Annotated in this window: 14 protein-coding genes; 4 read left to right on the plus strand and 10 right to left on the minus strand. The window is 67.5% G+C overall.

Translation table 11 applies throughout. The features are described 5' to 3' along the window. Window positions 1-27: 27 nt before the first annotated feature. Window positions 28-762: a DUF1013 domain-containing protein gene (locus AC1DS0_RS05750; RefSeq protein WP_476813419.1), complete on the minus strand. Its 735-nt coding sequence runs from the start codon at window positions 760-762 to the stop codon at window positions 28-30. A 141-nt stretch (window positions 763-903) separates the two neighbouring features. Then, entirely contained in the window at window positions 904-1,902 is a 999-nt protein-coding gene (locus AC1DS0_RS05755; protein ID WP_476813420.1) for an NAD(P)H-quinone oxidoreductase, read from the minus strand. A gap of 79 nt (window positions 1,903-1,981) precedes the next feature. Between AC1DS0_RS05755 and AC1DS0_RS05760 the strand changes: the two genes are divergently transcribed. The 3 genes from AC1DS0_RS05760 to rcdA all read left to right on the plus strand — a co-directional run bounded on the left by AC1DS0_RS05760 (window position 1,982) and on the right by rcdA (window position 3,664). After that, the gene (locus AC1DS0_RS05760; protein WP_476813421.1) at window positions 1,982-2,179 is read left to right on the plus strand and encodes a DUF1192 domain-containing protein; all 198 of its coding nucleotides are present in this window, start codon (window positions 1,982-1,984) and stop codon (window positions 2,177-2,179) included. 298 nt (window positions 2,180-2,477) lie between these two features. Further along, window positions 2,478-2,774 (plus strand): hypothetical protein, encoded by a 297-nt coding sequence (locus AC1DS0_RS05765; RefSeq protein ID WP_476813422.1) that lies wholly within the window; start codon window positions 2,478-2,480, stop codon window positions 2,772-2,774. Between the two features lie 362 nt (window positions 2,775-3,136). Next, entirely contained in the window at window positions 3,137-3,664 is a 528-nt protein-coding gene (gene rcdA, locus AC1DS0_RS05770; protein WP_476813423.1) for a protease adaptor protein RcdA, read from the plus strand. Between the two features lie 224 nt (window positions 3,665-3,888). Here rcdA and rpmE read toward each other — a convergent pair whose 3' ends face one another. Next, on the minus strand, window positions 3,889-4,122 hold the full coding sequence (gene rpmE / locus AC1DS0_RS05775) for a 50S ribosomal protein L31 (protein ID WP_066471911.1): 234 nt from the start codon (window positions 4,120-4,122) through the stop codon (window positions 3,889-3,891). 144 nt (window positions 4,123-4,266) lie between these two features. Here rpmE and AC1DS0_RS05780 point away from each other — a divergent pair, with 144 nt between their 5' ends. Then, on the plus strand, window positions 4,267-6,045 hold the full coding sequence (locus tag AC1DS0_RS05780) for an ABC transporter transmembrane domain-containing protein (RefSeq protein ID WP_476813424.1): 1,779 nt from the start codon (window positions 4,267-4,269) through the stop codon (window positions 6,043-6,045). A gap of 98 nt (window positions 6,046-6,143) precedes the next feature. On the opposite strand, the gene AC1DS0_RS05785 is transcribed toward AC1DS0_RS05780, so the two are convergent. The 7 genes from AC1DS0_RS05785 to AC1DS0_RS05815 form a co-directional block, all read right to left on the minus strand. Next, entirely contained in the window at window positions 6,144-7,889 is a 1,746-nt protein-coding gene (locus AC1DS0_RS05785; RefSeq protein ID WP_476813425.1) for an ankyrin repeat domain-containing protein, read from the minus strand. A gap of 298 nt (window positions 7,890-8,187) precedes the next feature. Next, window positions 8,188-9,378, minus strand: coding sequence for an ABC transporter substrate-binding protein (locus AC1DS0_RS05790; RefSeq protein WP_476813426.1), 1,191 nt, complete (start codon window positions 9,376-9,378; stop codon window positions 8,188-8,190). A gap of 37 nt (window positions 9,379-9,415) precedes the next feature. Beyond that, entirely contained in the window at window positions 9,416-10,438 is a 1,023-nt protein-coding gene (locus tag AC1DS0_RS05795) for an N-acetylglucosamine-6-phosphate deacetylase (protein WP_476813427.1), read from the minus strand. 6 nt (window positions 10,439-10,444) lie between these two features. Next, the gene (locus tag AC1DS0_RS05800) at window positions 10,445-11,188 is read right to left on the minus strand and encodes a glucosamine-6-phosphate deaminase (RefSeq protein ID WP_476813428.1); all 744 of its coding nucleotides are present in this window, start codon (window positions 11,186-11,188) and stop codon (window positions 10,445-10,447) included. A 194-nt stretch (window positions 11,189-11,382) separates the two neighbouring features. Next, on the minus strand, window positions 11,383-11,601 hold the full coding sequence (locus AC1DS0_RS05805) for a hypothetical protein (RefSeq protein WP_476813429.1): 219 nt from the start codon (window positions 11,599-11,601) through the stop codon (window positions 11,383-11,385). A gap of 77 nt (window positions 11,602-11,678) precedes the next feature. Next, window positions 11,679-12,698, minus strand: a complete 1,020-nt coding sequence (locus tag AC1DS0_RS05810) for a peptidoglycan -binding protein (protein ID WP_476813430.1) — start codon at window positions 12,696-12,698, stop codon at window positions 11,679-11,681. A gap of 52 nt (window positions 12,699-12,750) precedes the next feature. Continuing rightward, window positions 12,751-13,794: a flagellar motor protein MotA gene (locus AC1DS0_RS05815; protein ID WP_476813431.1), complete on the minus strand. Its 1,044-nt coding sequence runs from the start codon at window positions 13,792-13,794 to the stop codon at window positions 12,751-12,753. Window positions 13,795-13,855: the final 61 nt, after the last annotated feature.

The following is a 13,855-nucleotide window of genomic DNA, read 5'->3' on the forward strand; positions in this document are numbered from 1 at the left end:
CTCCAATCATGGTCCGGTCAGCCGGGCTCAGTAGCCGCCGTCGTCGTCCTCGTCGGCCGGGCGCTTGAGCTGCTTCAGCTTGGCGAAGACCGAATCGACGTCGATCTTCTCCTCGTCCTGCCGCTTCGGCCGGCTCATGTCGGCGAAGGGCTGCGAGGACGGGGCCGGCTCAGGCGCGGTGGTCACCTCGGCGGGGAGCAGGGTCGAGCCGGTGTTCTGCAGGACCATGGCCGGGCGCTCCTTGGCGGCGCGGGCCACTTCGAAGTCGAGGTCGATCTGCGAGGCGAGGCCGAGGCTGACCGGGTCGATCGGCTGCAGCTGCTGGGTGTTCCAGTGCGTGCGGTCGCGGATCTGGGCGATCGTCGTCTTGGTCGTGCCGATCAGGCGGATGATCTGCGCGTCCTTGAGCTCAGGATGGTTGCGCAGCAGCCAGAGGATCGCGTTCGGGCGGTCCTGGCGCTTCGATACCGGGGTATAGCGCGGGCCCTTGGTGCGCTTGATCTCTGGCACCTTGACCTTGCGCTCGGCCAGCTTGAGCTGGTGTGCCGGGTTCTTGGCGGCGCGCTCGAGCTCCTCGCGGGTGAGCTGGCCGGAGGTGATCGGGTCGAGGCCCTTGATGCCGGCGGCGACTTCGCCATCGGCGATGCCACGTACTTCGAGCGGATGCAGTTTGCAGAACTCGGCGATCTGCTCGAAGGTCAGCGAGGTGTTCTCGACCAGCCAGACCGCAGTGGCTTTCGGCATCAGCGGCGTTTGTGACACGGGCCGTCTCCTGGAATGTCGCGGGCAATAGCTCTCAGGCGCCGACCGGCCGCCCCGGCCGGTCATCCAAATCATCGACGATGAGGAGGATAGGCCGCCTTATAGGCAAAGCCGGGAAGGCTGTCCAATCAATCCGATCGCTCAGATCGTCAGCACGATCTTGCCGATATGGGCGTTGCTTTCCATCAAGGCGTGCGCCTCAGCGGCCTGTGCCAGCGGGAAGCGGGCATGGATCACCGGCTTGCAGCGCCCTTCCGTCAGCAGCGGCCAGACCTTGTCCTCGAGCTCGCGCGCGATCGCGGCTTTCTCGGCAATCGTGCGCGGGCGCAAAGTCGAGCCGGTATGGGTCAGCCGCTTCATCATCAGGCGGCGGAAATCGACCTCGGCCTTCGGCCCGTTGAGGAAGGCGATCTGGACGATGCGGCCGCTCTCGGCGGCGGCATCGTAATTGCGGTTGATGTAGTCGCCGCCGACCATGTCGAGGATCAGGTTGACGCCGCGCCCGCCTGTCGCGGTCTTCGCCGCCGCGACGAAATCCTCGGTGCGGTAGTTGATGGCATGGTCGGCGCCGAGGTCACGGCAGGCGGCGCATTTTGCGTCCGATCCCGCGGTCGCCAGCACGGTCGCGCCAAAAGCCTTGGCGAGCTGGATCGCGGTGGTGCCGATACCCGAGGTGCCGCCATGCACCATGAAGCTCTCGCCCTTCTTCAGCCCGCCACGCTGGAAGACATTGGTCCAGACGGTGAAATAGGTCTCGGGGAGCGCACCGGCCTCCTCCAGCGACAGCCCGGAGGGAATCGGCAGGGCATTGTCCTCATGGACGACGGCATATTCGGCATAGCCGCCGCCGGCGACGAGCGCGCAGACCTGGTCGCCGACCTCGTAGCGCGAGACGCCTTCGCCGAGTGCGACGATGCGGCCGGCGATCTCCAGCCCGGGAATGTCGGACGCGCCGGGCGGCGGGGCATAGCCGCCCATGCGCTGCAGCACGTCGGGCCGGTTGACGCCGGCGACCGCGACATGGACCAGGAGCTGGCCGGGACCGGGCTGCGGCACCGGGCGCTGCTGCGGTTTCAGCACATCGGGGCCGCCTGGGGCATCGAAGCCGATGGCGGTCATTGTCGCGGGCAGGGCGGTCATGCGTTGTCTCCTCGCCTGTGGTCTCGGCGCTCGCGTCCGATTAAGCTCTCGCGCTCCGAGGATGCAAGGCGAGGCTATAATGGCTGGATTTCTCGACGATGATCGCCCCGTGCCGAAGCGGGCCCATGAAATCGGGCAGGATCTGTCGCAACTCGCGGTCGCTGAACTCGACGAGCGGATCACGATTCTGGAGGCGGAGATCGAGCGGCTGAAGGAAGCGCGCGAGAAGAAGTCGGCCTCGCGCTCGGCCGCCGACGCGTTCTTCAAGAAGGCCTGAGGCGAAACCGCGGCGGTCAAGAGCGTCAATGGGCGGGGCGGCATTTCCGCTGGCGGGTGAGTCCTTCCCGCCACGCGACAAGATGCACCAGCCGATGAACGGATATTCATCTTCGCAGCGCGAGCCCAAGCGCCTATCCTGAGGACGTGGACAGAAGGCGGCCGAATGCCGCCCGCCCGCGCCGACGCAACGTCTCGGCCGGGGCCGCTTCCGACAACGACAACAGGTGGAAACGAGCGGAGAGACGGCTGCACGCCGTCCCCGATCGCGTGCCTGCCTTTCGACAGGAGACAAGACGATGCGCTTCGTCGCACTCGCCATGGCCTTGCTCGCCGCCATGCCGGCTCTCGCCGTTGAGGACACCGCCAGGATCGGGCTGCGCGAGGATGGCGGCAAGCCGCTCGCCGCCTTCCAGCTGCGCTGGCCGCAGACCGTCGTGATGATGCAGGCGCCGGTCACGGTGCTCGGCGGCCACAGCATCGAGATCCGGCGCGAGATCGCGCCCAGCGTCAGCCTGGGAGGCACCTATCGCTATTCGCTCGGCGAGCGCTTCGTCAGCGAGCGTTTCGGCCTGAAGCTGACGGTGACGCGCTGAGATTTTGGAATGCGTCAGGATCGTTCGAATTTGTCGCATTTTCGGGCGGCGTTAACGGCCGCTTAACGATTCCAAAGTATGAATCGCATCATCCAGTTTGTCTGGATGTCGAGTGGCTCCTGCCCACTCTGTTTGACGCCTCCCTGTTGACCTTCGAGCCGCCTTCGGGGCGGCTCTTTTTTTGTCTGCTGCCCGGTTTATCGGGCAAAGGCGGGGCGTTGCGGGCCGGACCATGGCACCGTTAACCTTAATGATACGTTACCGCGGCGCCGACAGAGTGATGGCGTTATCCTTGCGATGTCCCGGCCAGTCCGGCGTCGCGTCCTTCGATCGCGCGCCACTGTGCCGATTGGAGACATGGGATGACCGATTTGACGATGCTGAGGCCCGAGGCCGACGATGGCGCGATCCCGTTTGCGCGCAGCTTCGTCAAGTCGGACGCGTTCATGCAGCTGTTCCGCGAGGGGATGGGGCTGGTCGAAGCCACCGCTTCCTATCTCGATGGCGAGGGGCGGGCCGAATCGGCCGCTCTGCCGCGCGAGGTCTCGCTGACCTATGCGACCGAGAGCATGCGCCTGACGACGCGGCTGATGCAGATCGCCTCCTGGCTCCTGGTGCAGCGCGCCGTCGCCGAGGGCGAAATGAGTGCTGATCAGGCGCGCAGCGAGCACAACAAGGTGCGCATCGCCGAGCCGATGCTGCAGCCGAGCAGCGCCGAGGCGGCGCGCCTGCCGCAGCGCCTGCGCGATCTGGTCGCTCACTCGATCCGCCTGCAGGAGCGCATCCGCAATCTCGACCAGCAGATGTCAGGCGCCGTTCGCCCCGCACCGGCAAATCCAGTGCGCGGCCAGATCGAGAGCCTGCAGGCCCGGCTCGGTCTGCTGCGCTGAAAATTCCAGACGTCATGCTCGGGCTTGACCCGAGCATCTCGTGCCGGAGGAGGCTCCGGCTCGCACCTGCTCGTCACGAGATTCTCGGGTTTGCGCTTCGCTACGTCCGAGAAACACGACAAGCTCGACCGCGGCCTATCGTCGCCATCAACGCAAAAAGCCCGGCCGCGAGGCCGGGCTTTGCTGTCGTGCTTGCAGGCCCGAAGGGGCCGCGAAAGTCCGAATTACTTCTTGCCGAGGGCGCCCAGCGCGCCGAAACGCGAGTTGAAGCGCGAGACACGGCCGCCGCGGTCCAGCATGTGCTGGGTGCCGCCGGTCCAGGCCGGGTGGGTCTTCGGGTCGATGTCGAGGTTGAGGGTGTCGCCCTCCTTGCCCAGCGTCGAACGCGTGAAGTATTCGGTGCCATCGGTCATGACGACCTTGATGGTGTGGTAGTCGGGATGAATGCCGGTCTTCATGGCGAAATCCTCAATTCGAAAAGCTGGCGGCCGGAACTCGGCGCGCATCGCCGGCTCTTCGAACAATTCGTATGAGCCTGTTGTGAAGTGGGCTGCCCATAGCGCAGCCGCAGCGACGGTGCAAGCTTTTCAGGATGAGTGAGCGTGGCGAACGAGAACAAGGAAGACCAGAAGGCGCGGCCGGATTTCAGCGCGCTGCGCTCGTTCTGGCCCTATGCGCTGGCCCAGAAGCAGCGGATTGCGTTCGCGCTTGTCGCGTTGATCGTCGCCTCGGTCGCGACCCTGGCGCTGCCCATGGCGGTCCGGCGCGTCATCGATGTCGGTTTCTCCGGCGGCGAGCAGCAGCTGGCGAATTCCTATTTCGCAATCCTGATCGGCGTCGTCGCCGTTCTGGCGCTGGCGAGCTCGTTTCGCTTTTACCTGGTGATGACGGTCGGCGAGCGCGTCGTCTCGCAATTGCGGGCCGACGTCTTCGCACATCTGACCCGGCTCGAGCCGGCCTTCTTCGATGCCAGCCGGGCCGGCGACCTGGTCTCGCGCCTGACCGCCGATACCACGCAGATCAAGTCGACCTTCGCCTCGACCGCTTCGATCGCCCTGCGCAACGGCATCATGTTCCTCGGTGCGCTGGCGCTGATGATCGCGACCAGCCCGCAGCTCTCGGCGATCGTGATCGGCGCGATCCCGCTCGTCGTGCTGCCGCTGGTCTTCTCCGGCCGCAGCGTGCGCAAGCGCGCCCGCGCCGCGCAGGACCGGCTCGCCGATGCCTCTGCCTTCGCCTCGGAGGCGATCGGCGCGATCCGGACCATGCAGTCCTTCGGCGCCGAGCGCGCGACAACGCAGCGCTTCCAGGGCGCCTCGGACGGCGCCTATGACGCCTCGCGCGATGCGACGCGTTCGCGCGCCTGGCTTTCCGGCATCGCGATCTTCCTGGTCTCGGCCAGCGTCGTGCTGGTGCTCTGGGTCGGCGCGACCGAGGTCTTCGCCGGGCGGATGAGCGGCGGGCGCCTGTCGCAGTTCGTGCTCTATGCCGTGCTGGCGGCGAGCTCGCTCGGCCAGCTCTCCGAAGTCTATGGCGACATCTCGGCTGCCGCTGGAGCAGCCGGACGGCTCGGCGAGATTCTTGCGACCAAGCCGGCGATCGCCGCGCCGCCCCATCCGAAGGCGTTGCCGACACCGCCGGTTGGCGCGCTTTCCTTCGAAGGCGTCTCCTTCCACTATCCCGGCCGCAGCAATCTCGCGCTGGCGGATCTCGACCTCGCGATCAGGCCGGGCGAGCGGGTCGCGCTGGTCGGGCCTTCCGGCGCCGGCAAGAGCACGGTGCTGCAATTGGCGCTGCGCTTCTACGATCCCTTCGCCGGCCGCGTCGTCGTCGATGGCGTCGCCGGGCCGGAGGCCGATCCGACCGACTGGCGCAGCCGCTTTGCGCTGGTGCCACAGGAGCCGACCGTGTTCGGCGTTTCGGTGGCCGACAACATCGCCTATGGCCGCCCCGGAGCGAGCCGGGCTGAGATCGAGGACGCCGCGCAGCTCGCCGCCGCCGACGGCTTCATCCGGGCCTTGCCTCAAGGCTACGACACCGTCATCGGCGAGCGCGGCGTGACCCTCTCGGGTGGCCAGCGCCAGCGCCTCGCCATCGCCCGCGCCGTGCTGAAGGACGCGCCCATCCTGCTGCTGGACGAGGCGACCTCGGCGCTCGATTCGGAAAGTGAGCGCGCCGTGCAGGACGCGCTCGACCGATTGATGCAAGGGCGGACGACGCTCGTCGTCGCGCACCGCCTTGCAACGATCCTCTCCGCCGACCGCATCCTGGTGATGGAGGACGGGCGGGTGGTCGAGGAAGGCACGCACGCCGCCCTCGTCGCCAAAGGCGGGCTCTATGCGCGCCTCGCTGCGCTCCAGTTCGGGCTGGAGGCGGCGTAACTCCCTTCTCCCCGCGGGGGAGAAGGTGGCAGCGCGAAGCGCTGACGGATGAGGGAAGGACGGCGAGCCGCTGCCCCGCTCACCCGGTCACGCTGCCCTCATCCCCCTGCCGGGACCTTCTCCCCCGAGGGGAGAAGGAAGCCGTCGATCAGCGCCGCGGCATCCAGCAGGCCTCGCTTGCGTGCGACTTGCGCCGGCGTGAGCCCTTCCGCGTTGCGCACAGCCGGATCGGCCCCTGCCGCCAGCAGGAAGTCGACGAGATCGCAGGCGCTGATGTCGTCATCGGGGAGGCAGAACAGCGGCGCCTCGCCGGAGCGGGCCGGCGCATTGGCGAGCGCCGGCTCCTTGGCGAACAGCGCCTCCAGCCGCTCGATCTCGGCGGCTTCGCACAGGGCCTGGATGTCGCTGCTGCGCGAGGCCAGATAGATCTGCGCAGCGCTGGCGCCCTGATGGCGCGCCCAGCCAAGCGGGGTCGAGCCATAGCGGTGCTCGATCGGATCGATCTGCGCGCCGGCCTCGACCAAAAGTGCGACGATCTCGATCACATCGCTCCCTGCCGCCTCGTGCAAAGCGCGGACGCCGTCGCGCATCTCTGCATCCGGCGAGACGCCAAGGCGCAAGGCGAGAGCTGCGATCTCCGGCTTGCCCTGCCTGATCGCGACAAACAGCGGCGCCGGGCTGGCTAGGAAGTCCGGATTGCCGGCGAGTAGTTGGCGCGCTTCGGCTTCGTCGCCGCGGGCGATGGCAGCAGTGAAGGCCTCCTGCCCATCGAGCTCGACCGGGCTGGCGCCATTGTCGACGAGCAGGCGGACGAGATCGCTGCGACCATCGAGCATGGCCTGCTTGACCAGGCTCTGCTTCGAATAAGCATTGAGCGCCTGGGCGCTGGCGCCATGGGCGAGCAGCCAGGCGGCGCGCTTGGGCTGGCGCGGCACGGCGTTGCCGAGCAGGTAGTCGAGCGGCGGCGCCGGCAATTCGCGTAACCGTTCGCGCCAGCGCCCGCTCTCACCGCGTTTCTCCGTCTCGCTCCAGAAGAGGTCGAGCCAGATGACGTCGTCGGCGCCGAGCGAGGAGTTGTAGAGCGCCTGGCCATTCACAGGGTCGGCGCCGCGGGCGATCAGCAGCCGCGCCAGCGCCAGCGCCTGCGGGTGCGGCGGCTGGTTGCCCTCGCCGCCGCCGATGACGCCGGTCAGCGGGGTGAAGTGGTTCGTGCCATCGCTGAACCGCGCGTTCGGATCGGCGCCATGGTCGAGCAGGAGCTGCGCGATCGAGACAGCGTTGCGCGACAGGGCTTCGTTCGGCAGCCGAGTGAAGGCGAGGCGGACGAGTGGCGTCCAGCCGTCGAACTCGCTTGGCCTGTCCGCGAGTGCGGCGTCCTTGCGCAGGCAGGCGCTGACGGCATCGAGATCATGCGCGGCAACGGCGGCGTGGATGCTGTCACGGGCGATGTCCGGATGGCGTTCGAGCAGGCGTTGCGCCAGAGCGCCGCGCGCCGGCCGGTCGGCCTCGTACTCGCCCCAACTCTGCGTTCCCGGCCCGACGCCATAGCGCACCGCCGATTTCTCCAGGAACAGCGCGACGAGCGTGGCATGGCCGCGCGCCGCCGCCTCGCGCGCGATGAGTTCCTGCTTGAGCGCGGCCCAGTTCGAGAGGCCATAGTCGCGGGCGAGGGCGTGCTGGACCTCGCGCAGCTTCGGCACGGCGGCATGGTTCGGGATCAGCTTGCGAAAGCGGGCAATGGCCTCTGCATCGCCGGCCTCGATCTCCTTCAGCCAGCGCTTGGCTTGGCGGCGGATCGTTTCGAGGGTCGAGCGGGACGTGAGTTCGCGGCTGGGATCGGACATGGGTCTTCCTTCCGAGGAAAGCCTGATGTCCGCTCGACAGGCCGGAAGAAAGCGATGATGCGATGTCGTCGCTTGGATATGGGTGGGAGCAGGCTCCCTTGCCGCGGACTGGTGGCGCCCCATGCGCTCTGCGCCGATGAAAAGCGCATGGCGGCGGCGAAGTCAATGCGCGCCAGCCATCTGCCGTCATGCTCGGGCTTGACCCGAGCATCTCAGGCCGGAGGAGTCTCCACTGGTGCCTTCTCGTCCAGAGATTCCCGGGTCGGCGCGATGCGCCGCCCGAGAATGACGCCTGGACTCACTTCGCCCGTTTGGCCCCCACCAGCTCGTCCCACTTGCGGAACGCCACCACCATCTTGTCGGGCTTCAGCGGCAGTTCGATCGGGTTGTTGGCGATGAGGTCGGCATATTCCGGCCGGCCGAACTCGGCGATGACCTTCTGGCTCGCTTCCGGCGCCAGCGAGAGCGGCACGTTCTTCACGGCCGGGCCGGGATAGAGGTAGCCCTCGTCATAGGAATAGGCCTGCATCTTCGGCGTCAGGACATGCGCCATGATGTCGAGCACGACGGCGAGCCGGTCGTTCGGCAGGCCCTTGGGCACGCACATGAAGAAGGCGTCCGAGACCCAGTGGAAGCCCTTCAGCGTCTGGATCTTGGCTTCCTTCGGCACGATGCCGAGTGCGCGCGGATTGATGTCCCAGCCCGTGGTCGAGATGATGATGTCGCGCGAGCCGTCGCCGAACTCCTTCATCGTCGCGCCGGTGCCGGCCGGATAGTACTCGATGTGCTGGCCGAGCTCCTGCAGATAGGCCCAGGTCTTGTCCCAGCCGCCGACCGGGTCCTGCGGGTCCTTGTCGCCGAGGAGGTAGGGCAGGCCCATCATGAAGGTGCGGCCCGGGCCGGAATTGGTCGGGCGCGCATACATGAACTTGTTCGGATTGGCCTTGGCCCAGGCGAGCAGTTCCTCGGCCGTGGTCGGCGGGGTCTTGACCCGGTCGGGCATGTATTCGAGCAGCGGGCCGGAGGGATAGTAGTTGACGACGACGCCGAAGCCGTCGCCCTGCGCCTTGTGCAGGTTGAGTGCGGCCGGCTCGTAATTGGCCTCGATGTTCGGGAATTTGTCGGAAAAGTCGGGCAGGATCTTCTGCCAGAGCTTCTGCTCGAGGCCGGCGGCGAGGCCGTCGCTGCCGGTCAGGATCAGGTCGAGATCGACCTTGCCGGCATCCTGCTGCGCCTTGAGCTTGCTGGCGAGCTCGGGGGCAGGGGCCTTCACGAAGGCGATACGCGAGACCAGCTTGGGATTGGCGGTGCGGTAGTCCTCGAAGGCCTTCTGCATCAGCGCCAGCGCGCCGCCGACATCCATGACGCTGATCACGACCGGGCTGGTGGGCAGCGGCGGCGAGGCAGCGAATGCTGGCCCGCCGGCAGCGAGTGCGCCCAGGCCGCCGAGCACGGTGCGGCGGTCGATACCCTCAGGATGCTTGGTCATTGCCTTCCCCTCTTGTTGTTGCGCCGTTTGGTGGCGCTCATGCGTCGTAGCGGCGTTCCTGATCGGCGAGACGGACGCGCCGGACGAAGAGATCATCCGACCATTCGACCTCACCCTTCGCAAGCACGAGGCCATGCGCCGAAAGCGCCGGCCGGATGGCGGCGAGCGCATGGTCGGATGCCATGGCGAAAGCTTGGGCGGGCGTCGCGATGCCCCAGGCGACGACATTGCGGACTGCTTCATCAAGGCAGAGCGCCGAGCCGGCGAGCAGGCCAGCCTCCTGCCGGACCGAACCATCAGGCATGCGATCGACGGCCATGCCGGCGAAATGATAGTGCCCGACCGGCGCGGCGGCGGCGACCACCGCATCGGTGACCAGGATCGAGCGTTCGAAGCCCTTGGCCCGGATCAGCGCGGCGAGCGCCCTGGGATGGATATGGATGCCGTCGGCGATGAAGCCCGCCATCAGCCGGTCCTCGGCGAGCTGGGCGAAGATCGGGTTGGCGAGCTTGTGCAACGTCTGCGGCACGCCATTGCCGAGATGGGTCGAGAGCGACAAGCCCGCATCGGCGGCAGCCGAGACCTGAGCGAAATCGGCGGCCGAGTGGCCGATCGCGACGATCTTGCCGGCTTCGGCCAAAGCCTTCGTCAGCGCGACCGCGCCCTCGCTCTCGGCAGCGAGCGTCACCATCAGGATCGGCCGCGTCAGGCCGCGCTCGACCTCGGCGACCAGCTCGGGCCGCGCCGCCGTCATCGCCTGCGGCGGATGGCAGCCGTGATAGCCCGGCGCCGGGTTCAGGAACGGCCCTTCGAGATGATAGCCCGGGCACATCAATGGCCCGAGCCTGCTGCCGGCGACAGCTTTGTCCAATGCCTGGAAGCGCTCGATCAGCTCGTGCGGGTGGGCGGTGATGATCGTCGGCAGGCAATGCGTGACGCCGGTCGTGAGCATCGCCTCCAGCGCCCGATCGAGATCGGCCGAGGTGATCGCCGGGTCGTTGAAGTCGACGCCGGCGAAGCCGTTGATCTGGAGATCGACCAGGCCGGGCGAGACGGGCATCGCCGCTCAGCCCTTCTTCAGCAGCGAGGCGGCCGGCGGATCGAGGAACAGCACCGTATTGGGGTGGCGCTGCAGGATCGAGGCCGGGTGCAGCGGGGTGATCTCGCCTTCGAGCGCATCCTTCACCGCCTGCGCCTTGCGGGCGTCCGGCACGGACAGGATGATCAATTCGCTCTCCAGGATCTGGCGAATGCTCATCGAGATTGCCTGCTCGGGCACCGCGGCAAGGCTCTCGAACCAGCCCTCGCCAAATTGCTGGTTGCGGCAGGCCTCGTCGAGGGTGACGACGATATAGGGCTCCTCGGTGTCGAAATCGGCCGGCGGATCGTTGAAGGCGAGATGGCAGTTCTCGCCGAAACCGGCAAAGCAGAGATCGATGCGACGGCCGGTGATCAGGCCGTTGAGGCGCTTGGTCTCGGCGGCGGGATCACCCTCGCCATTGACGAAGTTGAAGGCCGGCTTGACGGCGAGCGGGGCGAGGAAGCGCTCCCTGAGATAGCCCCGGAAGCTCGCCGGATGGCTTTCAGGCAGGCCGACATATTCGTCGAGATGGAAGGCGGTCACCTTCGACCAGTCGATGCCCTCGGCCACGACGAGGTTCTGCAGCATCTCGAACTGGCTCGCACCGGTGGCGACGATGATCGTCGCCTCGCCATGGCGGGTAAGCGCCGCGCGGATCGCCTCGGCGCCGCATGCAGCGGCCTGCCGGCCGAGCTCGTTCTTGTCGGGGGTGATGCGGATATCGATCATGCTGCTCCCTGTCCGCCAAGTGTGCGGTATTTTTCGTGTGGTATACTACCATACCAGCCGGCATGCTAGCACGGACACGAGAGCGCGCACCTATCGCAAAGGCATGGCGCTTCGCAGCTTTTCGCGGGGCTTGCGCGCATAGGTTTTCCAGACGAGCAGGCTCAGCCTGTGGTGATCAGTTCATGCAACCAGCATCAGCGCAGACGGGTCTCGGCATCGCCTTCACCCAGCCGCCGGTTCATCTCGGCCCGCTCACGACAGCGGTCTTCGACGAGACCCGCGGCAACCCGATCCGGATCGCCAGCGGCATTGAGGGGCGCCGAAATATTCTGAGCCCTGATCCTGAGGAGCCATTCCGCGAGGAATGGCGTCTCGAAGGATGCTTCAGGAGGCTCCCGAACCAGCTGGAACATCCTTCGAGACGCAAGCTGCGCTTGCTCCTCAGGATGAGGGCTAGAGTGCCCCGCGCGGCCTGGCGGACGCTACCACCTCACCGCTCGGTGATCTTGAACTCGATCCTGCGGTTGCGGCGCCAGGCGTCGTCATTGTTGGCGACGTCGAGCGGCTGGAACTCGCCGAATCCGGTCGCGGCGATGCGGTCTGCCGGGATGCCCTTGCTGACGAGGTATTCGACCACGGCGACGGCGCGTGCCGTCGACAGGCTCCAGTTCGAGGGGAATTGCGGCGAGCGGATCGGCCGGTTGTCGGTGTGGCCGTCGACGCGCAGGATCCAGGGCAGGTCCGGCGGCATCTCGCGGCCGAGATCGGCGATGATGCTTCCCAGCTTGTCGAGCTCTCCGCGGCCTTCCGGCTTCAGCACGGCCTGGCCGGCATCGAAGAACACTTCCGACTGGAAGACGAAGCGGTCGCCGACGACCCGGATGTCGGGCCTTGTGCCGAGCACCTGGCGCAGGCGGCCGAAGAAATCGGAGCGATAGCGCGCCAGCTCCTGCACGCGCTGGGCCAGGGCGACATTGAGGCGCGAGCCGAGCTCGGAGATGCGCGCCTGCGATTCCTTGTCCTTGGCCTCGGAGGCGGCGATCGCCTCCTCCAGCGCCGCGAGCTGGCGGCGCATGGCGACGATCTGCTGGTTGACCAGCTCGACCGTGGCCTGCGCCTTGACGGAGAGCTGCTTTTCGGCGTCGAGCGCCTTCTGCGTCTCGGCGAGCTGGGTCGGCGCGTCGGTGCGGGCGGCGCCGTCGAGCAGGCCCTGGACACGGGCGCGCTCGGCCTGCTCGCCGGCGAGCGAGGATTGCAGCAGGGCAAGCGAATCCTTGGCCTCCTTGCCGGTCGACCGCTCGAGGGCGAGCAGGTCGCTGAGCTCGGCGATCTGGCGGTTGAGCCGGTCGAGCACCGTGTCGCGGCCGGAGATCTCCTGCGACAGGAAGAACTGGCCGAGGACGAAGACCGAGAGCAGGAAGACGATGCCGATCAGCATCGTCGAGAGCGCATCGACGAAGCCCGGCCAGAAATTGACCTCTTCCCGGCGATGCGAGCGCGACAGGGCCATGCTCAGCCTTTCCTGCGATCAGCGCCTGCGATGCCGCAGCACCATGGCAGGCTCATGACTCGCTCACCCGCTCGGCGGCGAGGCGCTCGATCAGGCGCTTCAGATCCTTCTCGCGCACGGCCTGCGCCTCGACCCAGTCACGGATCAATTGCTGCTCGGAGCGCATGTGCTGGACGAGCCCCTGGATGCCCTCGGCGAGATTGGCCAGCGCCTGCGTCGCCGCGCGGTTGTTGGAGCCGTCCTGCATGGCGGCCTGGAGCTTGTCGAGGCGCTCGACCACGACGTCGCCGGCGACAGTCGGGCCGGCGACCGACATCGCCAGCGGGATCGTCGCGGAATGCGCCGTCGCGGTGCCGAGATAGCCCTCGATCTCGTTGCGGAAGCGGCGCTGGCCCTGGCCGACCTGCAGGTCGAGGAAGCCGAGGATCAGCGAGCCGGCGATGCCGAACAGCGAGGACGAGAAGGACAGGCCCATGCCGGCGAGCGGAGCGGCAAGGCCCGCCTTGAGTTCGTCGAAGAGCACACCGGCTTCGGCGCCGGTGCGCAGGCTCTTGATGACGTTGCCGACCGAGGAGACGGTCTCGAGCAAGCCCCAGAAGGTGCCGAGCAGGCCGAGGAAGACGAGCAGGCCGGCAAGGTAGCGCAGCACCTCGCGCCCGTCGTCGAGCCGGACCGCGATCGATTCGAGCAGGCTCGCTGCCTGGCTGGAAGCGAGGTTGCGCTGCTCCAGCGCCGGCAGCACGGGGGCGAGCGGGCTGATCACCTGGTTGCGCCGGATTGTCGCCCCGGCCGGATTTGCGGCGAGGCGAGTGGCGGCGCGTGCCTCGCTGTCGACGCGCCAGAGCTCGCGCAGGGCCAGCAGCACGCCGACCGCGAGCGCCCCGACGATCAGGCCGTTGAGCCCGGGATTGGTCATGAAGGCGGTGAGCAAGCCCGCCTGCAGGATGAAGATCAGGAAGCCGATCAGCGCGAGGAAGACCAGCGCGCGGAGGAAATAGCGCAGCGGGCGGGAGAAGCGGAACGTCTGCGGCCGATTGGGGACCGTCGCTGGGGGCTCCAGCGGCGGGACCTCCGGGGCCGCCTCGTCATTGGCCATGCCTGCTCATCCGATCCGGTTTCGTCGCGGCGGCGACTGTCGCCTCCCGCCACGCAGGGAT

The sequence above is a fragment of the Allobosea sp. P4_H5 genome (genome assembly GCF_056400825.1).

What these genes read in the sequence shown, in the direction of transcription:
- AC1DS0_RS05815 (WP_476813431.1), bottom strand. Translation starts at nt 13,794, where the DNA reads ATGGCCAATGACGAGGCGGCCCCGGAGGTCCCGCCGCTGGAGCCCCCA.
- rcdA (WP_476813423.1), top strand. Translation starts at nt 3,137, where the DNA reads ATGACCGATTTGACGATGCTGAGGCCCGAGGCCGACGATGGCGCGATC.
- AC1DS0_RS05790 (WP_476813426.1), bottom strand. Translation starts at nt 9,378, where the DNA reads ATGACCAAGCATCCTGAGGGTATCGACCGCCGCACCGTGCTCGGCGGC.
- AC1DS0_RS05795 (WP_476813427.1), bottom strand. Translation starts at nt 10,438, where the DNA reads ATGCCCGTCTCGCCCGGCCTGGTCGATCTCCAGATCAACGGCTTCGCC.
- AC1DS0_RS05760 (WP_476813421.1), top strand. Translation starts at nt 1,982, where the DNA reads ATGGCTGGATTTCTCGACGATGATCGCCCCGTGCCGAAGCGGGCCCAT.
- AC1DS0_RS05810 (WP_476813430.1), bottom strand. Translation starts at nt 12,698, where the DNA reads ATGGCCCTGTCGCGCTCGCATCGCCGGGAAGAGGTCAATTTCTGGCCG.
- AC1DS0_RS05785 (WP_476813425.1), bottom strand. Translation starts at nt 7,889, where the DNA reads ATGTCCGATCCCAGCCGCGAACTCACGTCCCGCTCGACCCTCGAAACG.
- rpmE (WP_066471911.1), bottom strand. Translation starts at nt 4,122, where the DNA reads ATGAAGACCGGCATTCATCCCGACTACCACACCATCAAGGTCGTCATG.
- AC1DS0_RS05755 (WP_476813420.1), bottom strand. Translation starts at nt 1,902, where the DNA reads ATGACCGCCCTGCCCGCGACAATGACCGCCATCGGCTTCGATGCCCCA.
- AC1DS0_RS05805 (WP_476813429.1), bottom strand. Translation starts at nt 11,601, where the DNA reads ATGTTCCAGCTGGTTCGGGAGCCTCCTGAAGCATCCTTCGAGACGCCA.
- AC1DS0_RS05765 (WP_476813422.1), top strand. Translation starts at nt 2,478, where the DNA reads ATGCGCTTCGTCGCACTCGCCATGGCCTTGCTCGCCGCCATGCCGGCT.
- AC1DS0_RS05800 (WP_476813428.1), bottom strand. Translation starts at nt 11,188, where the DNA reads ATGATCGATATCCGCATCACCCCCGACAAGAACGAGCTCGGCCGGCAG.